We start from the raw sequence: 16,159 nt of genomic DNA, 5'->3' as shown, positions 1-16,159 counted from the left end.
TCTAATCCCAGAATCGTGGTTCATCGGCACCACCATTCATCACCATTGGGCCAGCGGCGCGCCAGGCGCTCGCTGATCAGGATGTCGCCCACATCGGCACCATTGATCCGGATAGTGGCCAGCGTCCGCCGGTAGCGATCCTTGCCGAAGCGCTCGATGGTCCACCTGTTGTTGTTCAGCAGGTCAAGCAGGCGCGCAGCGGCACGGTTGCCAAGCGCGACCTCGGCCTTTCCGCCGCACTGGCTGCCTTGGGTCTCCGGCGTGTCGAAGCTCTTGAGCCTGATCTTCTCGCCTTGCAGCCAGAGCGTGTCGCCATCCACGACGCAGGTCTTGGTTGGCGTGTTCCGCTGATTGCCGCAGAGCTGGAGTGGCTGCGCCAAGACGGGCGTGGCTAGGAGCAGGGTGGTGAGGACGGCGAGGGCGTGCTTCCAGTTCGTTCTCATGGGGTGAGCTCCTTGGCGAGGATGAATGAGGCCTGTTTCTCCGGCCCGCAGTGGTTGACCTGTCGCTGCGCTTCCTCAAATGGCAGAACCCAAGCCTCAGGCGTGTGGGGATAGGTGTAGCCCGATCCGCCAGTGCGCCAGACGCCGTTCTCCGTTCGAATATGAACCATTCGTCCAGCCCAGGAACGGGCGCGCTTGCTGGTCGGCCAGCGGCGCAGGTACTTCTGCGTTATGCAGGTGTCCGATGCCTTACCCATCCTGCTTCTCCTTGGTGAGGGCAGAGCGACCGGCAGGGGTGATGTAGTAACGACCACCGAAAAATCGGCCCGAACGCCACTCTACAAGGCCGATTTTTTCTAAAGCCACGGCGGTCCTGTTGCCAAGGTTGGCGTTCCTGAACCCAAATCGGGTGTCGTCTCGCAGTTCAGTTAGAGCTTTCACCTGCGCCTTCGTCAGCTTCGCCATTATTCTGCCTCCGGGGGTGAGGGGAGAAACGTCGAGAGGCCGTTTTTCTCGCTGGTCTCATTGAACTTGGCGACGACATACGGCCCCAGCTCTATGCCCGCCGTGATCGCGCAGAGGACAGCGGTGTGGACGACATCGGCCAGTTCTTGGCCTAGGTGCTCCACGGTGTCCCGCGATCCGCGCCAGCCGTGACGCTCACGCTCCAGCTTCTTGATGACGTTCTGGGCCTCGCCGCATTCCCCGCCCATCTCGTTGCCGCGAAACGACAGGTCGGGCTTCTGATCAGGACACCATTCTTCCTGGCGCTCGATGTGCGCGGCCTGCAGCTGATCGATTGAAACCCCTCCCGTTGGTGGGGAGAGCGAGGAGAGAACTTCTTCAATCTCCCAAGCCACGAGAGGGCCGTCCTTCTTCACACGCTCAATCAGTGCGGCCTTCACATCCTCCAGCCCCTCCACTACTGGACGGGAGACAGAGAGGGCGCGGGTGAGCACATACTCGGCCTTGGTTGCCGGGCCAGCAACAAGGTCCGGCACTTCTGGCAACTGGTCGAGCTTGTCAAGCGCTGCCGATAGCTTGTTCCAATCGCCCTGATCCACTTCGGGCGGGTTCTCGTTGCCAGTGTTGTCACAGAGCGTCCACGCGGCCCGGATCAGCTCGCGAATGTCTGTGATCAGCGCCTCTAGCTTGGCTGTTTCAGTCATGGGGCTAGTCATGCTGCATTCCTCCACACGGCTTCTTTGGAGACAGCGCCGCTTCGACGCCCGCGGGAGGTCACGACGTCGTAGAGCGGCTCGAATGGGAGCCAGTCGGCTCCGACGTTCTCGCAAACATCGACCGGACCAGGCAGACCCCGGCACCACGACGCCAATGAAGAGAAGCTAAGAGACGAGTGTGGGTAGCGACGGCCTGCGTCGTTGTTGTACGGCGGGTCGATGTGCCAGTGGGCAGTCTCTACTTCGATCTCCCACCACGCTTTGCGGTCAATCGTCCAATGCTCGATCAGCGGTTTTTGCTCGATGATCCGACGCTTGACGGCGGGGCCCCAAACGCGACAATCGGACGAACTGCGCCACTGAAAGTACCACGGCGAAATCGTCCTTGATGGCTCGGCGCGCCCCTTCGAGATCCAGAACCGCACAAGTAGCTGGGGTCCGCGCGGGAGAGCAAGCACCTCAGAGTAGTCCTCAAAGGCATCTGGTATGTTGGCAATGTCTTCGGCGCTGCACCCGATCAGCCAAGACCACAGATCGCAAATGTCCGGCGAGACATCGTAGAGTTTGACCCGCCTGCAATTCCATCGGGTCGCGTAGCTGGCAGACCCAGCAAATGGCTCAATTACGAGATCGTGCCGAGGCGGGCCATAGTGCTTGGCTCCCGTCCACTTCGCGCCGTAGTAGCTGAAAAACGGTCTCATTCCCCGTTACTCCCAGCAAGGGCGGCGCGGACGCGGCGGAAATCTCCAAGCGTGATCCGAACGGCTGAGCCGCGAAACTCGGCAACGTAAGCGGAGACCACCAAGTCGTCGGGCATGTCGGGATCGTTTTTATCCCGCACTTCGATATAGGAAGCGAACGGCTTCAATGCCTCACGGTCGGCGGCAAGACTGGCTTCGGCGGTTTCGGCGCGATCCTCAAGGCCTAGCCAGTCGCTTTCGTCCACGACCTTGATCGACAGACCTTCGCTCCAATCCTTCCAGCCGCCTTCGTCATGGTCATAGCGTCGGCAGGAAAACTCGCCCTCGGCATCGCGCGTTGGGATGGTGTAGCTGTCGAATGGTCCGCCGTATGTCGGCTCGCCGTCGATCCACATGAAGAACGGGCGCTGCGTGAGCGGGCAAACGTCTGGGCACCAAGCCACGACCCGGTTATCCCCGCCTGGGGTGGGGGCGATAGGCAGAGCCGACCCTGTTGGCTTCGCTGCTTGCTTGGCTCTGATTTTCAGCACGATTTCAGGCTGAGTGATGCGATCAACTTCGGGCTTGGCCTCGGCGTTCATGTCTATGTCGAACACGTTGCAAAGGGCGGCGAGTGTGACCATCACGCCGCCGACTTCCTGCCCAATCTCGCCAACAGGCCGACCGAACACGTAATCCACCAAGGCATGTGCGCGGTCAGCCGTCCATCCGGTTGCCTGGGCAAGCTCAAGGGCTTCCTCAATGAAGCGGTCCACACGCTCCACCTTGTCGGCCGTGATTTCGGCCCCAAAGCACTCCTGCATCCACGCCGCAACGCGCCGCTGATGCCCCTCCTGTTCAGCAGGAACGAGGGCGGCGGTGAGGCGAAGATGGAGCTGGTTCAGAGCGTTCTTCCCCGGCTTGGCCGCTTCATAAAAGAGGATGACCTTCTCATGGCTGATGCTATGCGAGCTATTGAGCGCCGCTTGATATACCCGCTCCACCATCTCATCGCTTCCCGTCACAGGGGAGCGGAGATCGCCTGGTGGGAGCACTTGGGGGCCAATCTCGCCGAAATTCTCGGGAAGGTAGCCACAATCCTGCTGGTCCCAGAAATAGCCTTCACGCCAGAACATGACGTCCCAATTCGGGTTGCTGCCCCAGCGCGTCCAGTAGTGCCCCTCGGGCCGTTCGTCAGATACTCGATCAGAGGTCATTGGGCGTCCTCGAAATAGCCCACACGCTTCTTGAGCGGGGCGGTTGCGGTGTTTTGCTTGGGACGGGCAGGGAAGCCCGCTGAGCGCATTTGAGACGGCTTGCGAATACCAAGGTGCTTCTTGCGGACGGCGGCGACCTGAGCCTTCTCAGCGACGTCCTCGCGGGTCTTTTCGCGGTGCTTGTCGCGCAGGGCCGGGAACAGGTTGCTTTCCCGATGCTCCCCGCCGTTGATGAGGGCGATCTTGTGGTCCAAGTCCCAAGGCTCACCGGGGCGGATCTTGCGGCCACTGATCCAGCACTTGCCGCCTTCGCGCTCGAAGATGCTGAGGCGCACGCGGGGTGGCACCTTGGCGTCGTCGGTCTTGCCGATCCATTCGGGGACTGAACGGGCCATTATGCTGCCACCCGATCATCTTGGAACTGAACGCCATGCTCGGCGCCGAACTTGAACATCAGCTCGATCAGCCCCGTCATTTCGTCCTTGGTCAGATCGGATGACGACTGGCCCCATGGCACGAAGGTGCGGCCATCCAGGCTTGGGAGAAGCTGGATTTCCTGACCGAGCGCGTGAAGGAAGATGACCTTCCACTGATCGGGCGCGAACTGCTTGCCGCCAAGGGTTGCCTGCTGGGATAGATCGGTGAGCATGGCCCACATGCGATCGTTCTGGGGCAGGGTGCGCTTAACCTCCTTGAACTCGACGCGAGTGCCGGCAGGAACGCCCATGGCCCAGCGGCAGACCTTTTCACGGTCGGCTTTGCCGTTGAGGATGACGGTTGCGCGGCTCATGCGAATGCCCCCGACACAGCTCGAAACGCCTCTCGGTAGAGCGCTTGCAAGTCAGCCTGGCTCTCCAGCGGCAGCCGCATGAACGCATCCGACAGCATCAGAACATTGCCCTCGCGGAGCTTTGCGCCGTTGCGATCATCACGCGCCGCCCGCAATACGGTCTGGATCTGCGTGACGAGTGCGGCCTTGGCGTCTAGTGCTGCTTTGGTCATCGAATTTCGGCGGGCGCTTGTTAGGCTCGACCCCGCCTCCCTTGCATGGGGATTAAGCGGCCTGCGTCTCTTTCGCGGGCTCTGGTTTTGGATCGGGCTCTTTGGCCTTGGCTTCGATGGCCTGCTTGATCGCAAGGCTGTCACCCGGCTGCTTCGCCCAAAATTGCTGGAGACCGACGCGGTTGGCCTGAGCCCAAAGGGCCACGTCGGGCTTTGGCGTGTTGGTGATGAAATCGAGGCAGCGGTCGGCGAACTCACCGAGCGGCACGTTTTCGAGCGCCCAGCCATTGCCCCACGTGATGGTGATGGCATCGGCGGCGCCGATCCGGCGCATGCGCTGTTCCTCGGCTTCCTGCGCGACAATCTCGGTCGCCGTGGCGTCGATCACCTTGGCGCGGTCTAGCTCTTCCTCGACATAGACGCCGCCGAATGCATCGGGCCAACCCGCGCGCAGGGCTTGGGCCTCGGCGCACTTTTCGAGCATGACCTTGGGCATCTTCACCCAGTTGCCGGAGGCATCGATTGTCTTGCGGCCGGTCGGCTTGCGCTGCCCTTGCTCGTTCTCGCCCCATTCGTCGGTGACGGGCGCGAACTCGTCCCACTCGGCTTCGCCCTTGACCTTGAACCATTCACCGCGACTGTCCTGCTGCCAGAGGTAAACGGTGCAGGAGATCAGGCCCTTTGGGTTCAACGGGCCGACGAGATCGGGGTCGGTCTCCCACTCGGCCTTCTCGGACGCGGGGCGGTAGTTCTTGCAGCGCTGGGCAATGACGCGCAGGCCGTCGCGGCTGACCACAATGGACATGCGGCGCTTGGACTGGTCCTTCGCGTTCTTACCGAACACCAGGGGCAGGATTTGTTTGCGGAATGGATCGAGCCCGTAAGATCGAGCCGCTTCCATGAAGAGGTTGAATTCGTCCGCGTTGCAATCCTTGGCGACGGTGTGCTGAACGAGGGTGATCTGGCGCGGCGAAAGGTCAAATGCGGTGATAGCGTTCATGGCTATTTCCTCCGAACTGTGAGCGACACTGAGCCATTGTCGAGCGATGCGCCTGGCACCGCCTCTTTGGCTTTCAGCGCTTCCTTGAGCGCCGCTTTGTCTAGTTTTGGGGCAGGGCGCTCCTGCGCGATCCAGAAGCGGGCCGGAATGTCCGCTTCGTTTGCGATGACGACGCCGGGAGCGCGCTTGGCAAGCGTCAGCGTAGCCGTAGGCAGGCGGAACGTGGTTTGCTCAGTGGCAACCATCGCCTGCTCAATCAGGGCCGTGCGGCGCTCAATGCGCTTCTGGATGGCGTTGCGACGGGCCTCAAACTGGCCCTCTTTGGCCTTGAGGCCGATCACCAACGCTTCGTCATCATCGTTGGCGGCAAGCGCCTCGCTGATGGCTTCCAGCAAATCGGTTTCGCCCTCGATGGCATCAGCGACCAGCTCGGCATCATCCTCGCCATCTGCACGCAGCCCAGAGAGCAGCGACTTGGCGGCTTCGGTCTGACGGCGGAGCGTGTATTCGGTTTCCGCCGCGCTCATAGCGCCCACCAATCGCCGATTGTGAAGATGACCGGCGCTGACACCACAAAGGTCAGCAGCAGCCACAGCCCTTCGTTCACCTGCTCGGAGAAGGTGAGGGGAATGGGGTTTTGCGGGGTCATGAGCGGCCCTCGGCTTTGGCGATGGCTGCGCGAAGATTGGCTATCGCTGTTCGACCGTCGCCGCTGAAACCGGCAGGGCTCTCCTGAAGGTTGATGAACCCCGGCATGACGGCGCAGTACATTGGGCGGCCCTTCTCGGTGTAGCCGTCCTGGAATACGATGGGCTGGCCTTCGGCAGGTCCGCCGTGCATCGGGCAACATGGGCCGGGAGGGCAATGCGGCGGGCGGTCAAGGATATAGCGCGGGTTGTGGTCGGCCATGACTTCACGTGGGTACTGTGGACCAAACGCTGCGTTGTCACAGTGCCCTGCTGGACTGCCGCCCATCCACATAGGAACGCCGCATTTCCCGCCTTCCCAAGCTGCATTCTTCTCAAGCATTTGATTTCTCCCAAGCCGCGCAGTTGGGGCCGTTCATGAGTTTCACCATTTCCGAAGTAGGCCGATCAGCAGTCATGAAGTTGACCCACGCTGGATCTCCAGCTTCAGGCTTTGGCGTCTTTGCGATGGTGATGGGGTGTGAGCAATCGACCCAAGCAGTGATCGCCGGGCTCCCAGCGTAGGTGTTGTGCTTGCAAGTGCGGCAGTCGCTCATCTGGCTACTTCCTTTGCTGGTTTCTGTTGCGCCGGAGCCAAGACAGGCCAGAGAGCGCGAAAATCGGTGATGATGGGGAACAGGGTGCGGCCGGAGCCAACGGGGGTGGTGGTCATGCTGGATCGCCCTGTGCACCTATGGCCCGGTCGAATAGGGCCATGATGTCGGAGTGGGTGGTGCCGGGGGCTTTGTTGAAAAACACCAAGCCGCCGCGTGGCGATTGCGCTGTCAGCGCTTCGAAAGTCGCTTGGTCGCTTGTAACCTCGTCGAGAGCGGACAAGATGGTCCGGCGCCGGGTTGTGGCAAGCTCAGAGCCGTGTCGCCACTTCTCAGGCGTATCGATCAGCGCTCGTGCAGCGATCAGGTTTTCGCGAACGGTTGCCATGGCCATCACTCCGCAGCCACGCGTTCATCGCGCCAAGCATCTGCCGCGTTCTCGACGGCGAAGTGATCGGCAATGAATGCGTCCAGCTCTTTGCGGTGATGCTGAGCGAGGAAGCAGAAGTCAGCTTGGCCAGCCCGCACCTTTTCGAAGCTGTCGTTCCAGCGGCTTTCCCACCAGTCAGCAGCGACTTCCTTGGTCACATCGACAAGCTGGGTTTCGCCCTTGTGGGTCCAGTTGCCGAGCTGGCCGGGAAGGCCGAGATCGAAGGCGCACACCACGTAGTCAGCCGCGTCCTGCCAGCCGACAGCCATAAGCAGTCTCTGGTAGTCGGTGAACATCTCTCCATCGACCGCGCCGACGCCGTCGAAGATGAACCAGTGGGTGTAGGTAGCTGCGGGTTTGGTCACGGTAGCCTCCTATGCGGGCATGGCTGCGGTCAGGCGGCCTGCTTGAGGGTGAAGCGGGGGAGGAAGTGGCCACCGATGCGGCCCGTGGCGCGGTCGATGTGGCGCGAGATGCCGCCCAGATCGTGCATGAAGTTGAAGTCGTCGGCGTCGAGCAGCCGGTCCCAATCCAGAGCAGCGTTCCCGTTCACGCCGTCAGCGGCGGTCAGGTCCATCACCAGATTGATCCGGGCATAGCCCTTGCGGTTTGCCTTCGGGACGATCGTCTCGAAACGCTTGGCGGCTTTCTCTGCCTGATCGGAATTCTTGCTGAATTGGGCCTTTGTCATTGCTGCCTCCATCTAGGCCGTAGCCGTTTCGATGCCTGAGTTATGACAAACTCATAATACATTGGCAAGCAAAATTATGAGAAAATCATAATTGCGGGTGTTGGACATAATGATTTCCGACTCGACAGGGCAGCCCGTGCCATGCTTCATGATTAGAACAAATGGAGAACGAAATGCGTGAAGTCAGCGAGTTTGTGGTGATCTTTCCTCGGCGTCTATTCTCAGCCTCGCCCGAAGATCGTGACCTACTGATGGCGGCGCTGGGCCGCGAATATCCGGGCTACAAGTTCGAGAGGTACCCGCTACGCGAGTTCGCCCACAATGACGAATTCCGCGTCATTCCAATGATGGGGGTGGTGGGTGATGGGATTAATGATGATCCCGAGCACGTCTACATTTGCGACCCTGTCGCCCCTGAAGTGATCCAGGATCTCGTGAGCACGCTTCAGTTGTACGAGGGGGTAGGCGCAGCGGTGAATTAGCCAAAGAAAAGCCCCGCCTAAGCGGGGCAGTTAGGGCTGCAACAAGCCTACCACTCGTCAGGTAGACCTCCTGTGGTGATGTCGGTCACCGTTCGGTGAAACGCCGTTCGTTGATATCGGTTCCAACGAAAAGAGTCGCCGGAGCAGCGAAGGCTGAGACTTGGAGGGTGTCGCGAAGAGCCTCGGTGCGCTGAGGCCTTGGGGGGATCATATACACCCAGGCCCCTCGCGACGGCTCATGGTGTCTTTTCGGGCGGCTCGGCGCAACTCGGTATTTTTGCCAACAAAAAGCCCGCCGGCTAGGGCGGGCCCGGTGGGTCTCAGCTCTTCTCGCTACGCCATCGCGTGGCAACTATTGTCATTATTGGCCGGGGCTACCGCCAGCTTCATTCCCAGCGCGCGCACGATTTTCATGACTGTGCCGAATTCGGGATTCCCCTCATCGCTTAGGGTGCGATAAAGGCTTTCGCGGGAAACGCCAGCTTCGCGGGCGATCTGTGACATACCACGCGCTCGAGCGACTACACCAAGTGCATGGGAGACCATTTTCGGATCATTGCTGTCGATGGCTTCCTGAAGGTAGATGAGAATAGCCTCGTCGTTCTTGAGGTAGGCAGCACTATCGTACTTCTGCAGATTAACCATTTGACGCGTCCTTTATCTCTGCGGCTAACGCCTTGGCGCTCTTTATGTCGCCTTTTTGAGAGGACTTATCGCCACCACAAAGCAGGATCACGACCAACTTGCCTCTTTGGATGAAATACACCCGGTACCCTGGGCCATAGTCTATCCGCATCTCGGAAACACCTTCGCCTACAGGCTCAGTATCTCCGGGATTTCCAAGCTGAAGCCGGTCAATCCGCGTCGTGATCTTTGCAACCGCTTTGTGGTCGCGTAGTCCTCCCAGCCAAACGTCAAAAACGTCGGTTCTGTAAACTTCGATCTCTTCGTCTGGCGAGGTCATATGTAGCCTATGCACTACGGCTTAACAAGGGATGAACGGCTGAATGGTTCCCGCGAGATGATCAACTCTGCGTTGCGCCGGGCGCAACTCTCGGGCTGGCTTTGGTGCGCGGGCAGAGGTCATCTGGGCTTGATCCAATCGATCGGAGCCGCCCACTGAATCGCCACGTCCTCGATGTCATCGGCGTTTAGGCTGACCAGAGTCCATAGTCCTGCCTGCGAGCCCCGCCGCAGCGTCTTTACCAGAATCCGCTCGTCTTCGAGTTTCACGATGCAGCGTTTGCCGGTCATGTTCTCGGGGGCGAGCAGCTTCGAATAGTAAAGGACGGTGCCTGTCTCATAGAGCGGGAGCATGGAGTTGCCCTGGACTTCTACCGCATGTGTGGCATCGGTTGCGTCTGGCGGCGCCTCAACCCAACCTGCGTTGCCGTCGTCAAACTGGTAAACTTCTTGGCCGGCGCCCACGTACCCGGACAGGCGAACCTGGCGCTCACCCTCCGGGATCATTGGGCCGCGACCATTCATCAACCAGTCGAAGCTGACCTTGTAGCGCTTTGCGTAGATCGCCCCGGTGGGCGCGCGGAAGCCCGACGATCCGTTCTCATGACCAGCGTATGTCGGGTACTTGAACCCGCACGCATCAACAGCTTGCTGCACACTATCGAAGCCTGCGTGTTTGCGGGCCTTCATCAATCTGTCGGCTAGGTCACTCATGGTTATGAGTTTGCCAGAAAACATTATGAGAAACTCATTGACGTTGAGTTATGAGTAAGTCATAAAATGTGACCATGCTCACAAAACACGACATCATTGTTCTCCGCAACGACCTTGGTGAAAGCCAAGAGAAATTTGGCAGCCGCTTTGGCGTGAAGCAAAGCGCTGTTGCGCTTTGGGAGAAAAAGGGCCCGCCGACGCGGGGGCTGGTTTCCTTGGCCCTTGATAAGCTGCGCGCTCGAACTCCTTCGAAAGAGGGAGCTGCTGCATGACCGTCCTGTTTGGTGCGGCCCAAGCCGTTCGCAGCATCAAATCCGAAGCCTTGGCCAATCATGCGGGGAAGGCTCCAAAGGTCCACCTCAAGCGTGACGGGCTGTATCTGCATTGGTCGGCCACGATGATGACCGCCCAGCGCGCAGAGGCATGGGTAGGCCGTGCTGACCAAGCCCGCGCCTGCCGCCGCAAGCACAAGGCTGCTGCTGGCTGCGTAATCCGCAAGGTCCTCTCCATTCCCCAGCCAGACATGGTGATCCAATGAGCAAGCCAGAGGATATCCCGCAGGACGCTTGGGACGCTGCTGAGCGCGCGTTTTACGAAAGCGCACCGAATGCGCTTGGCGCTGTCGAAGCCATAGCCCGCGCCATTCTCTCCGCAGAAAAGCGCGGAGAGGAACGAGCAACTGCTGCTGAGCGAGAAGGGTGCGCGGCCCTGGCTACGGATCGCGGCAAATATGTTTCTGAGCCCGCTCTCGGCGCGTTTATCGCCGCCGCCATTCGTGCGCGCAGCGGCAATGTAAACACCACTCACAAATTCAAATCGGAGGAATAGCCCATGGCCGAGGGGAACGGACAACTGCGCGCATTCTTCGAACGCGTCGAGCGGATGGAAGAAGAGAAAGCGGCCATCGGCGAGGACATCAAGCAGATTTACGCCGAGGCGAAGTCCGGTGGCTATGACACCAAGATCATGAAGCGCGCCGTTCGCCTGCGCAAAATCCCTATCGCTGAACGCCTCGAACAAGAGGCGATGCTGGAGCTGTATTTGGCCGAAGCAGAGGGCAGGGCCGTCGAATGACCCGCCTCTCACTCCCTTCCACAGTCCGTCATGTGACCAGTGCGCTCGCATTGTGTGTCTCCGGCTGCGCTGTGGTCGGGATCATCTTGAGCTGGGGGCCGTTCTGATGGCCCTGGCTTTTGCTTCATCGCCCATCGGTGCCCGCGCTTTGTCAGGCGCTTCCACGGCATATCGGGCTGGATTGGTGGCGGGCTCAAAGCTTGCCGCCGATGATCAACGTCAAATGGGAACCGACACCGAGCGGGGGCAGACGCTCGCTTTGGGGACGTGTCGGCTCGCACTTGCCGTTGACTACGCGCAAGGCAGGCCGGTTCTGACGCGCCGGGCTGGGTTCGTCCGCATGGAGCGGCTTCTCCTCCCTCTCTCCCTGCGTCCCTTGCCGGTGAGCGCCATCGTTCGCGCTCCCGGCCTTTTCATTCACGCGCTGCTCAGGGGTTCCCGCCCCTTTGCCGCGCAGTCCGTCTCGGATGAGCCGCTTCACAAGTTCGCTCTGTCCGATCTCTTCCAACAAACCAATCGCCTTTCCAAATGTTCGCCTCGTCCTGGTCATCATGTACGGAGTGAAAAGGGATGGCGTTACCAAATTTCGGTAATGAGGTGCCCAAAGTGAGCGCCACGACTGCAACAGAATATGTGCGGGAAATGGTCAAGCTGGAAACGATGAGTTCCGGCACCAAGGAAGCCGCGATGCGAAAGCTATCGCGCGACTACGGGCTGACGGTCTCGCAACTCACCCATCTCCACAAGGCCAAAGCGAAGACTTGCGATGTGAGCCTCTACGCTCGCGTCAAGGCCGCATACCTAGACCGCTGCGCAAAGGTGGCTGCGCGGCTCCTACACACTCTCGAAATCGAGGAGGCATCGGGCGCGGATGCTCATGATCAGGATCTGGTGGATCGCCTTACAGGCATCCTGGCGGAAGTGGCGACGAAAAGAGCGCCGCTCCACCCGGGAGCGAAAGTAGGCGGCTTCACCGACGCCGACGAAACAGCAGACCAGTCGAGAGACTGGGGACACTAACCCATAGGGAGACGACGAATGACCAACCGTAAGGCCGCATCTCTGAAAGTCGTACCTGACGAAATCGAGGCCAGCGAAGCCGCTATTGCCGAGGCATCCAAGCAGTCCGCGCCCATAGTGCAGCGCCTTGCCTCCCATCGTGACCGCATCGACCTCGCCCTCAAGGAGCTGGAGAGCGAGCGGTTCGACCTCATTTCCCGCCGCGATCTGCTGCGCCGACAAGCGGAGGCCGTCGAGGCCGGCTTGAACATGCACATCGAGGACATCGAAGCGACCATGCGTCTCTACGAAGGCGGGCTCAACGGCCTGCCAGCGCAGGAGTAGGGCCGTGGCTGTCTCCGAAACTGTTCTCCAGAAGGTCACCTCTCCGGTGCATCGCAAGGGCGACACCGAGGAGCACATCTACGCCAGAAACCAGAAGGCCCGGACAACTGCCGCTCTCGTGGCCGGGGTCAACAAGGCCAAGGAACTGAAGGGAATTCGCGCATGAACCCTCAAACGCTCGACATGTTCGCCGGCGTCGTCAACGACATCGCCAATGGTCCGCGAGTCGGATCATTCCAGGGGCTGACCGCTGACCTGTTGCGCCGCCTTTCCGAGAAGGGTTTGACGCTTGAGCAGTGCGCAGACCGCCGCATGCTTGCACGTTCCCGTAGCACACTCGAAGGCCGGTGCCGCGAGTTCGGTATCCGCTTCCCAGACTACACCCCAAGCAACATGCGCAAGCATGTGCAGTTCATCCCGACAGGCGACTATCTGGAGCTGACCGGCCCCGAGGTTGATGCGGTCGCTGGCATCCTCGGGATTGTCACAATGACGCGCGACTGCGTGCCTTTCTGCTCAATCCCTGCCCACGGCTTCGATGACGCCAAGGTCGCCCTCAGGGCGGCTGGCTACGAGGCTAAGAAGGGAATGGCACCAAAGAAGCCAAAGGCGGCCGCCAATGGCTAAGGATCTCACCGTCAAAGACGTTCTCTACGCCCTTGAGTACATGCGTGATGCCTTGGTGCGCACGCCCATCAGCGATGGCCGCGCCCGCTGGAACATGCGGCTGACCGGCGCCAGCGTCAAAGAGAGCGTGGCCAATCAGGTCCGCGCATCTGGCTCCGTGTCTGGCATCGAGGACACTGGCACGCAGATCATCGTGTGGCGGGTGGCGGCATGAATATGCTCATCACCACGCCCGACCTTTCATCGCTCGCCGGTCAGCGCCAGCACTATGCGGCTGTTCGATCGCGCCTACGCGCTGCGGCCAGCTTCTCCTGCAGAACACCACGACAGGTGATTGCCGTTCGCATCCTGCCGGGCCATCCGCTGTTCAAGAAACCAGAGCCGCCGCTGCCGATGGTGCCGGTCACTCAGGAAAGCCAGCAGCGGGTTCGCGATGTGCTGGACATCATGTCCGTGGAGCGCCCCGACCAGCCAGAGCCGGGCCATGCCCAAGAGATTATCCATCAGGTCGCGTCGAAGCACAGCCTGACGCCGGTCGAGATGCTGAGCGCCAGACGGTCGCCGCCACTCGTTCTGGCCCGTCAGGAGGCGATGTACCGCATGAGCAAAGAAACGCTTCTGACCTTGGGCGGAATTGGTAGGCGCATGGGCGGCCGCGACCACACAACAGTGCTGCACAGCATTCGTAAGCACGCCGAGCGCATGGGGTATTTCCAATGAGCAGCAACCGCGCATGGATGCCACTTCATATTGAGAACTACCTTGCTGACACCGGGCACCTTACCGCTGCAGAGCACGGCGCGTACATGCTCCTGATCATGTCGTACTGGCGGGAAGGATGCCTGCCGTCCGACGAAAAGCTCATCCAGCGCATGTCCCGCCTTTCGAAGGAAGAGTGGGCCGAAAGCCGCGATGTGATCCTTGATCTGCTGGGTCGGGCGGGCGCCAAGCGCGCTACCAGCAAGGCAACTACGCAGTTCCGCCCAGCAATTCCTATGGAATTAAAGCGACAGGTCAGAGCACGCGACGGGGAAAAGTGCCGATATTGCGGACGCACCGAAGGCCCGTTCGACATCGATCACGACATGCCGTGGTCGAGAGGCGGCAAGCATGAACTGCGCAATCTTCTGGTCGCTTGCGCGTCCTGCAATAGGAGCAAGGGAGCGCTGACTGCTGCCGAGTTTATGGGCTTTGATTTGGAAGGGCACAGCATATGAGCCGCTGGTTCCGCCACTACGCTGGCATGATGCGCGACGAAAAGCTCGTGTCTGTAGCCGTAAAGGCCAAGCAGCCCGTTGAGCGCGTCGTGTGGGTTTGGGGCGCCATTCTCGAAAGCGCATCGGAGATCAATGACAATGGACGATATGAATTCGACGCCGGAGAAGCCGCTTACTTTCTCCGGTGCGATGACGCTGATCTGGTCGGCATACTCGCTTGCCTGGAAAGCCTCGGTCGCCTGTCTAACGGGGTGGTGGTCCGGTGGAGCGACCGCCAGTATTCGAGTGACAGCGCCGCCGAAAGACAGCGCCGTTACCGCGAGCGAAAGTCAGCTAACGCTGCGGTTTCACCGGATGACCGTGACAATCAGCGTGACAGTGACGTAACGCGACCGTCACGTGACGCCGATGTGACGGCCCAAGAGACAGATACATATCTAGAAACAGATAGAAAGAAAGCCCCCCCTAACCCCCAAGGGGGCGAGGCGGGCGATTTGTTCGATCAGGTCGAAGCAGCAATGCCGCGCTCCCCGACCTACAACCAGGCCAAGGCCGAACGCGCCTGGCGCCGACTGTCGCCAGCCGACCAGCAGGCCCTTCATTCCAAAGCCCTTGCCTTCGGCGTGTGGTGGACAGCGGAGCAGGCCAAGCGCAACCGATCGATGTCGGACAGCCTTCGGTTTGCCCCGCCGCTCGACAAGTGGATTGGCGAAGGCGCTTGGCGCTCGTTCGATGCGTCCGCAGCGGCAAACCCAGCCGTAAGTCTGCCGGTTCTGCGCGATGGCGATCCGCTCATCCCGTTCATCGAGAAGCTGCGCGGTAAGCCGATCTATTTCGGCACCAAGGGAACCACCACCGTCACGCCCGCCGAGCTTGAGAAGGCTCAGGCTGCTCTTGGGGAGCATGCGGCATGAGCCCGATCTGCAACGAGTATGGCGTCTATCAGGCCTGTGCGGCGTGCGAGGCGGGTCGCCGAAGCGCCAAAGCCGCGGGACACAGGGATTGGGCCTTGGGCGTATGTTTCGACCACGCCGGCATTAGCTGGGAACGCTGGCTTTCCAAACAGCCGATGGAAATGCAGTTGGCGATTGGAGGCCTCGTTCCTGACCAGCTCGACCTATTCGGGGCAGCCGCATGATCGTCCCTCTCTCCTCCCAGATTTCCTACATGGAGCGCCACCGGGACAAGGGCAGGGAACTCCTCAAGACCAAGCCAGAGACACAAGCCGCCGTCGATATAGCCGATGGCATCATTCTGACCCTCACAGCCTACCAAGAATTCGTCGCAAACGACCGCCAGCAGGAGCAGGAAAGGAACACGAGATGAGTGAAAAGACCCTGACCAGCAAAATCCCACACGCGGGGCTGAAGTACGGAAGCCCGTTCGGCCCGCGCCTGAAAAGTGGCAGGCAAATCAAGGCGCAGACCACAGGAGCCTCAAGAAAATGAAGGGGAGCTGGCAGGAAATCCCAATCGATGAATACCGGCGGATCGTCGCGGAATCCAAGGATGACAAGGATTTCCGACGGCGGCTCAAAGAGTGGCAGCCGGCTCCCCACTCCCCAGCCAAGAAGGATAGGGAAGGGTGAGCGACAAGACCATGACCCTCAATCTGACCAACGCTGAGATGGCTGTACTTGAGGGTTTTGCCGAAGAGTTTGGGATGAGCAAGACCGCCGTGATGCGCTCGGCGCTGAGACTTTACCAACTGGTGCAACACCGCCTGAAGAATGGGGAGGCAATGTCTTGGTCAGGCGACCACCAGCGGTTGGTTGAGTTCGTCGGCCCTGACTTCATCCCTCCTCGCCTAACCACCACCACCGACTAATACAGATAGACCAGAAGGGGCAGACAG

Annotated in this window: 36 protein-coding genes; 16 read left to right on the top strand and 20 right to left on the bottom strand. The window is 60.4% G+C overall.

What is annotated here, in order from left to right:
* Positions 1 to 20: 20 nt before the first annotated feature.
* The 16 genes from WH87_RS05050 to WH87_RS04980 form a co-directional block, all read right to left on the bottom strand.
* On the bottom strand, positions 21 to 443 hold the full coding sequence (locus tag WH87_RS05050; protein WP_052726298.1) for a thermonuclease family protein: 423 nt from the start codon (positions 441 to 443) through the stop codon (positions 21 to 23).
* Positions 440 to 700 (bottom strand): hypothetical protein, encoded by a 261-nt coding sequence (locus WH87_RS19550; protein ID WP_156458098.1) that lies wholly within the window; start codon positions 698 to 700, stop codon positions 440 to 442. Before WH87_RS19550 ends, WH87_RS05050 begins: the two co-directional genes overlap by 4 nt.
* Complete coding sequence (locus WH87_RS05045; protein WP_046138219.1) at positions 693 to 908, bottom strand: hypothetical protein; 216 nt, start codon at positions 906 to 908, stop codon at positions 693 to 695. Before WH87_RS05045 ends, WH87_RS19550 begins: the two co-directional genes overlap by 8 nt.
* Complete coding sequence (locus WH87_RS18850) at positions 908 to 1,612, bottom strand: MazG-like family protein (RefSeq protein WP_156458096.1); 705 nt, start codon at positions 1,610 to 1,612, stop codon at positions 908 to 910. Before WH87_RS18850 ends, WH87_RS05045 begins: the two co-directional genes overlap by 1 nt.
* Before the next feature lie 8 nt (positions 1,613 to 1,620).
* Positions 1,621 to 2,325: a hypothetical protein gene (locus tag WH87_RS18845; RefSeq protein ID WP_052726300.1), complete on the bottom strand. Its 705-nt coding sequence runs from the start codon at positions 2,323 to 2,325 to the stop codon at positions 1,621 to 1,623.
* On the bottom strand, positions 2,322 to 3,521 hold the full coding sequence (locus tag WH87_RS19755; protein ID WP_197410724.1) for a hypothetical protein: 1,200 nt from the start codon (positions 3,519 to 3,521) through the stop codon (positions 2,322 to 2,324). Before WH87_RS19755 ends, WH87_RS18845 begins: the two co-directional genes overlap by 4 nt.
* Positions 3,518 to 3,916 (bottom strand): HNH endonuclease, encoded by a 399-nt coding sequence (locus WH87_RS05020; protein WP_046138220.1) that lies wholly within the window; start codon positions 3,914 to 3,916, stop codon positions 3,518 to 3,520. The genes WH87_RS19755 and WH87_RS05020 overlap by 4 nt, the downstream gene beginning before the upstream one ends.
* Complete coding sequence (locus tag WH87_RS05015) at positions 3,916 to 4,311, bottom strand: recombination protein NinB (RefSeq protein ID WP_046138221.1); 396 nt, start codon at positions 4,309 to 4,311, stop codon at positions 3,916 to 3,918. Before WH87_RS05015 ends, WH87_RS05020 begins: the two co-directional genes overlap by 1 nt.
* Positions 4,308 to 4,523, bottom strand: coding sequence for a hypothetical protein (locus WH87_RS05010; RefSeq protein ID WP_046138222.1), 216 nt, complete (start codon positions 4,521 to 4,523; stop codon positions 4,308 to 4,310). The genes WH87_RS05015 and WH87_RS05010 overlap by 4 nt, the downstream gene beginning before the upstream one ends.
* 52 nt (positions 4,524 to 4,575) lie before the next feature.
* Positions 4,576 to 5,523 (bottom strand): phage recombination protein Bet, encoded by a 948-nt coding sequence (gene bet / locus WH87_RS05005; RefSeq protein ID WP_046138223.1) that lies wholly within the window; start codon positions 5,521 to 5,523, stop codon positions 4,576 to 4,578.
* A 2-nt stretch (positions 5,524 to 5,525) separates the two neighbouring features.
* Complete coding sequence (locus WH87_RS05000; protein ID WP_046138224.1) at positions 5,526 to 6,050, bottom strand: siphovirus Gp157 family protein; 525 nt, start codon at positions 6,048 to 6,050, stop codon at positions 5,526 to 5,528.
* Entirely contained in the window at positions 6,047 to 6,172 is a 126-nt protein-coding gene (locus WH87_RS20170) for a hypothetical protein (protein WP_281175166.1), read from the bottom strand. Before WH87_RS20170 ends, WH87_RS05000 begins: the two co-directional genes overlap by 4 nt.
* Positions 6,169 to 6,552 (bottom strand): hypothetical protein, encoded by a 384-nt coding sequence (locus WH87_RS19545; protein ID WP_156458094.1) that lies wholly within the window; start codon positions 6,550 to 6,552, stop codon positions 6,169 to 6,171. Before WH87_RS19545 ends, WH87_RS20170 begins: the two co-directional genes overlap by 4 nt.
* 326 nt (positions 6,553 to 6,878) lie before the next feature.
* Positions 6,879 to 7,151, bottom strand: coding sequence for a DUF6197 family protein (locus WH87_RS04990; RefSeq protein WP_156458092.1), 273 nt, complete (start codon positions 7,149 to 7,151; stop codon positions 6,879 to 6,881).
* Between the two features lie 5 nt (positions 7,152 to 7,156).
* A complete protein-coding gene (locus WH87_RS04985) occupies positions 7,157 to 7,558 on the bottom strand; it encodes a hypothetical protein (RefSeq protein ID WP_046138227.1) in 402 nt (133 codons plus the stop codon).
* Positions 7,559 to 7,587: 29 nt separating this feature from the next.
* Positions 7,588 to 7,884, bottom strand: coding sequence for a DUF6874 family protein (locus WH87_RS04980; protein ID WP_046138629.1), 297 nt, complete (start codon positions 7,882 to 7,884; stop codon positions 7,588 to 7,590).
* A 173-nt stretch (positions 7,885 to 8,057) separates the two neighbouring features.
* Here WH87_RS04980 and WH87_RS04975 point away from each other — a divergent pair, with 173 nt between their 5' ends.
* Positions 8,058 to 8,366, top strand: coding sequence for a hypothetical protein (locus WH87_RS04975; RefSeq protein WP_156458089.1), 309 nt, complete (start codon positions 8,058 to 8,060; stop codon positions 8,364 to 8,366).
* A gap of 333 nt (positions 8,367 to 8,699) precedes the next feature.
* On the opposite strand, the gene WH87_RS04970 is transcribed toward WH87_RS04975, so the two are convergent.
* The 3 genes from WH87_RS04970 to WH87_RS18840 form a co-directional block, all read right to left on the bottom strand.
* Entirely contained in the window at positions 8,700 to 9,011 is a 312-nt protein-coding gene (locus WH87_RS04970; RefSeq protein WP_046138229.1) for an addiction module antidote protein, read from the bottom strand.
* Positions 9,004 to 9,330, bottom strand: a complete 327-nt coding sequence (locus WH87_RS04965) for a type II toxin-antitoxin system RelE/ParE family toxin (protein ID WP_046138230.1) — start codon at positions 9,328 to 9,330, stop codon at positions 9,004 to 9,006. The genes WH87_RS04970 and WH87_RS04965 overlap by 8 nt, the downstream gene beginning before the upstream one ends.
* Before the next feature lie 119 nt (positions 9,331 to 9,449).
* Positions 9,450 to 10,067 carry a S24 family peptidase gene (locus WH87_RS18840; RefSeq protein ID WP_052726302.1) on the bottom strand — a complete coding sequence of 206 codons (618 nt, stop codon included), beginning with the start codon at positions 10,065 to 10,067 and terminating at the stop codon, positions 9,450 to 9,452.
* A gap of 44 nt (positions 10,068 to 10,111) precedes the next feature.
* Here WH87_RS18840 and WH87_RS04955 point away from each other — a divergent pair, with 44 nt between their 5' ends.
* Genes WH87_RS04955 through WH87_RS04940 form a run of 4 tightly spaced genes read left to right on the top strand, consistent with a single transcriptional unit; the run spans position 10,112 to position 11,117 of the window.
* Positions 10,112 to 10,315 carry a helix-turn-helix domain-containing protein gene (locus WH87_RS04955; RefSeq protein ID WP_156458087.1) on the top strand — a complete coding sequence of 68 codons (204 nt, stop codon included), beginning with the start codon at positions 10,112 to 10,114 and terminating at the stop codon, positions 10,313 to 10,315.
* The gene (locus WH87_RS04950; RefSeq protein WP_046138232.1) at positions 10,312 to 10,581 is read left to right on the top strand and encodes a hypothetical protein; all 270 of its coding nucleotides are present in this window, start codon (positions 10,312 to 10,314) and stop codon (positions 10,579 to 10,581) included. Before WH87_RS04955 ends, WH87_RS04950 begins: the two co-directional genes overlap by 4 nt.
* On the top strand, positions 10,578 to 10,871 hold the full coding sequence (locus tag WH87_RS04945; protein ID WP_046138233.1) for a hypothetical protein: 294 nt from the start codon (positions 10,578 to 10,580) through the stop codon (positions 10,869 to 10,871). Before WH87_RS04950 ends, WH87_RS04945 begins: the two co-directional genes overlap by 4 nt.
* Before the next feature lie 3 nt (positions 10,872 to 10,874).
* Complete coding sequence (locus WH87_RS04940; RefSeq protein ID WP_046138234.1) at positions 10,875 to 11,117, top strand: DUF2312 domain-containing protein; 243 nt, start codon at positions 10,875 to 10,877, stop codon at positions 11,115 to 11,117.
* Between the two features lie 193 nt (positions 11,118 to 11,310).
* Here the strand turns inward: WH87_RS04940 and WH87_RS04935 are convergent, their stop codons facing one another.
* Positions 11,311 to 11,628 carry a hypothetical protein gene (locus WH87_RS04935; RefSeq protein WP_156458085.1) on the bottom strand — a complete coding sequence of 106 codons (318 nt, stop codon included), beginning with the start codon at positions 11,626 to 11,628 and terminating at the stop codon, positions 11,311 to 11,313.
* Positions 11,629 to 11,687: 59 nt separating this feature from the next.
* On the opposite strand from WH87_RS04935, the gene WH87_RS04930 reads away from it, so the two are divergent.
* The 11 genes from WH87_RS04930 (at position 11,688) to WH87_RS19965 (ending at position 16,132) form a co-directional block, all read left to right on the top strand.
* Positions 11,688 to 12,137 (top strand): hypothetical protein, encoded by a 450-nt coding sequence (locus WH87_RS04930; protein ID WP_156458083.1) that lies wholly within the window; start codon positions 11,688 to 11,690, stop codon positions 12,135 to 12,137.
* 18 nt (positions 12,138 to 12,155) lie between these two features.
* Complete coding sequence (locus tag WH87_RS04925; RefSeq protein ID WP_046138237.1) at positions 12,156 to 12,461, top strand: hypothetical protein; 306 nt, start codon at positions 12,156 to 12,158, stop codon at positions 12,459 to 12,461.
* Between the two features lie 4 nt (positions 12,462 to 12,465).
* Positions 12,466 to 12,627 (top strand): hypothetical protein, encoded by a 162-nt coding sequence (locus tag WH87_RS19540; RefSeq protein WP_156458081.1) that lies wholly within the window; start codon positions 12,466 to 12,468, stop codon positions 12,625 to 12,627.
* Positions 12,624 to 13,088 (top strand): hypothetical protein, encoded by a 465-nt coding sequence (locus tag WH87_RS04920; protein ID WP_046138238.1) that lies wholly within the window; start codon positions 12,624 to 12,626, stop codon positions 13,086 to 13,088. Before WH87_RS19540 ends, WH87_RS04920 begins: the two co-directional genes overlap by 4 nt.
* On the top strand, positions 13,081 to 13,302 hold the full coding sequence (locus WH87_RS04915) for a hypothetical protein (protein WP_046138239.1): 222 nt from the start codon (positions 13,081 to 13,083) through the stop codon (positions 13,300 to 13,302). The genes WH87_RS04920 and WH87_RS04915 overlap by 8 nt, the downstream gene beginning before the upstream one ends.
* On the top strand, positions 13,299 to 13,808 hold the full coding sequence (locus tag WH87_RS04910; protein ID WP_046138240.1) for a helix-turn-helix domain-containing protein: 510 nt from the start codon (positions 13,299 to 13,301) through the stop codon (positions 13,806 to 13,808). The genes WH87_RS04915 and WH87_RS04910 overlap by 4 nt, the downstream gene beginning before the upstream one ends.
* Complete coding sequence (locus WH87_RS18835) at positions 13,805 to 14,305, top strand: YdaU family protein (RefSeq protein ID WP_052726303.1); 501 nt, start codon at positions 13,805 to 13,807, stop codon at positions 14,303 to 14,305. Before WH87_RS04910 ends, WH87_RS18835 begins: the two co-directional genes overlap by 4 nt.
* A complete protein-coding gene (locus WH87_RS04900; RefSeq protein ID WP_046138241.1) occupies positions 14,302 to 15,219 on the top strand; it encodes a hypothetical protein in 918 nt (305 codons plus the stop codon). Before WH87_RS18835 ends, WH87_RS04900 begins: the two co-directional genes overlap by 4 nt.
* A 220-nt stretch (positions 15,220 to 15,439) precedes the next feature.
* Positions 15,440 to 15,631, top strand: a complete 192-nt coding sequence (locus WH87_RS04890) for a hypothetical protein (protein WP_046138243.1) — start codon at positions 15,440 to 15,442, stop codon at positions 15,629 to 15,631.
* Positions 15,628 to 15,753 (top strand): hypothetical protein, encoded by a 126-nt coding sequence (locus WH87_RS20165; RefSeq protein WP_281175165.1) that lies wholly within the window; start codon positions 15,628 to 15,630, stop codon positions 15,751 to 15,753. The genes WH87_RS04890 and WH87_RS20165 overlap by 4 nt, the downstream gene beginning before the upstream one ends.
* Positions 15,754 to 15,889: 136 nt before the next feature.
* Positions 15,890 to 16,132 (top strand): hypothetical protein, encoded by a 243-nt coding sequence (locus WH87_RS19965; RefSeq protein WP_245622303.1) that lies wholly within the window; start codon positions 15,890 to 15,892, stop codon positions 16,130 to 16,132.
* Positions 16,133 to 16,159: the final 27 nt, after the last annotated feature.

It is taken from the genome of Devosia epidermidihirudinis (assembly GCF_000971295.1).
Lineage (GTDB): Bacteria > Pseudomonadota > Alphaproteobacteria > Rhizobiales > Devosiaceae > Devosia > Devosia epidermidihirudinis.
Note: the sequence above shows the minus strand (reverse complement) of the source record. Positions and strands in the feature narration are given on the sequence as shown.

What these genes read in the sequence shown, in the direction of transcription:
- WH87_RS05050 (WP_052726298.1), bottom strand. Translation starts at nt 443, where the DNA reads ATGAGAACGAACTGGAAGCACGCCCTCGCCGTCCTCACCACCCTGCTC.
- WH87_RS19550 (WP_156458098.1), bottom strand. Translation starts at nt 700, where the DNA reads ATGGGTAAGGCATCGGACACCTGCATAACGCAGAAGTACCTGCGCCGC.
- WH87_RS05045 (WP_046138219.1), bottom strand. Translation starts at nt 908, where the DNA reads ATGGCGAAGCTGACGAAGGCGCAGGTGAAAGCTCTAACTGAACTGCGA.
- WH87_RS18850 (WP_156458096.1), bottom strand. Translation starts at nt 1,612, where the DNA reads ATGACTGAAACAGCCAAGCTAGAGGCGCTGATCACAGACATTCGCGAG.
- WH87_RS18845 (WP_052726300.1), bottom strand. Translation starts at nt 2,325, where the DNA reads ATGAGACCGTTTTTCAGCTACTACGGCGCGAAGTGGACGGGAGCCAAG.
- WH87_RS19755 (WP_197410724.1), bottom strand. Translation starts at nt 3,521, where the DNA reads ATGACCTCTGATCGAGTATCTGACGAACGGCCCGAGGGGCACTACTGG.
- WH87_RS05020 (WP_046138220.1), bottom strand. Translation starts at nt 3,916, where the DNA reads ATGGCCCGTTCAGTCCCCGAATGGATCGGCAAGACCGACGACGCCAAG.
- WH87_RS05015 (WP_046138221.1), bottom strand. Translation starts at nt 4,311, where the DNA reads ATGAGCCGCGCAACCGTCATCCTCAACGGCAAAGCCGACCGTGAAAAG.
- WH87_RS05010 (WP_046138222.1), bottom strand. Translation starts at nt 4,523, where the DNA reads ATGACCAAAGCAGCACTAGACGCCAAGGCCGCACTCGTCACGCAGATC.
- bet (WP_046138223.1), bottom strand. Translation starts at nt 5,523, where the DNA reads ATGAACGCTATCACCGCATTTGACCTTTCGCCGCGCCAGATCACCCTC.
- WH87_RS05000 (WP_046138224.1), bottom strand. Translation starts at nt 6,050, where the DNA reads ATGAGCGCGGCGGAAACCGAATACACGCTCCGCCGTCAGACCGAAGCC.
- WH87_RS20170 (WP_281175166.1), bottom strand. Translation starts at nt 6,172, where the DNA reads ATGACCCCGCAAAACCCCATTCCCCTCACCTTCTCCGAGCAGGTGAAC.
- WH87_RS19545 (WP_156458094.1), bottom strand. Translation starts at nt 6,552, where the DNA reads ATGCTTGAGAAGAATGCAGCTTGGGAAGGCGGGAAATGCGGCGTTCCT.
- WH87_RS04990 (WP_156458092.1), bottom strand. Translation starts at nt 7,151, where the DNA reads ATGGCAACCGTTCGCGAAAACCTGATCGCTGCACGAGCGCTGATCGAT.
- WH87_RS04980 (WP_046138629.1), bottom strand. Translation starts at nt 7,884, where the DNA reads ATGACAAAGGCCCAATTCAGCAAGAATTCCGATCAGGCAGAGAAAGCC.
- WH87_RS04975 (WP_156458089.1), top strand. Translation starts at nt 8,058, where the DNA reads ATGCGTGAAGTCAGCGAGTTTGTGGTGATCTTTCCTCGGCGTCTATTC.
- WH87_RS04970 (WP_046138229.1), bottom strand. Translation starts at nt 9,011, where the DNA reads ATGGTTAATCTGCAGAAGTACGATAGTGCTGCCTACCTCAAGAACGAC.
- WH87_RS04965 (WP_046138230.1), bottom strand. Translation starts at nt 9,330, where the DNA reads ATGACCTCGCCAGACGAAGAGATCGAAGTTTACAGAACCGACGTTTTT.
- WH87_RS18840 (WP_052726302.1), bottom strand. Translation starts at nt 10,067, where the DNA reads ATGTTTTCTGGCAAACTCATAACCATGAGTGACCTAGCCGACAGATTG.
- WH87_RS04950 (WP_046138232.1), top strand. Translation starts at nt 10,312, where the DNA reads ATGACCGTCCTGTTTGGTGCGGCCCAAGCCGTTCGCAGCATCAAATCC.
- WH87_RS04945 (WP_046138233.1), top strand. Translation starts at nt 10,578, where the DNA reads ATGAGCAAGCCAGAGGATATCCCGCAGGACGCTTGGGACGCTGCTGAG.
- WH87_RS04940 (WP_046138234.1), top strand. Translation starts at nt 10,875, where the DNA reads ATGGCCGAGGGGAACGGACAACTGCGCGCATTCTTCGAACGCGTCGAG.
- WH87_RS04930 (WP_156458083.1), top strand. Translation starts at nt 11,688, where the DNA reads ATGGCGTTACCAAATTTCGGTAATGAGGTGCCCAAAGTGAGCGCCACG.
- WH87_RS04925 (WP_046138237.1), top strand. Translation starts at nt 12,156, where the DNA reads ATGACCAACCGTAAGGCCGCATCTCTGAAAGTCGTACCTGACGAAATC.
- WH87_RS04920 (WP_046138238.1), top strand. Translation starts at nt 12,624, where the DNA reads ATGAACCCTCAAACGCTCGACATGTTCGCCGGCGTCGTCAACGACATC.
- WH87_RS04915 (WP_046138239.1), top strand. Translation starts at nt 13,081, where the DNA reads ATGGCTAAGGATCTCACCGTCAAAGACGTTCTCTACGCCCTTGAGTAC.
- WH87_RS04910 (WP_046138240.1), top strand. Translation starts at nt 13,299, where the DNA reads ATGAATATGCTCATCACCACGCCCGACCTTTCATCGCTCGCCGGTCAG.
- WH87_RS18835 (WP_052726303.1), top strand. Translation starts at nt 13,805, where the DNA reads ATGAGCAGCAACCGCGCATGGATGCCACTTCATATTGAGAACTACCTT.
- WH87_RS04900 (WP_046138241.1), top strand. Translation starts at nt 14,302, where the DNA reads ATGAGCCGCTGGTTCCGCCACTACGCTGGCATGATGCGCGACGAAAAG.
- WH87_RS04890 (WP_046138243.1), top strand. Translation starts at nt 15,440, where the DNA reads ATGATCGTCCCTCTCTCCTCCCAGATTTCCTACATGGAGCGCCACCGG.
- WH87_RS20165 (WP_281175165.1), top strand. Translation starts at nt 15,628, where the DNA reads ATGAGTGAAAAGACCCTGACCAGCAAAATCCCACACGCGGGGCTGAAG.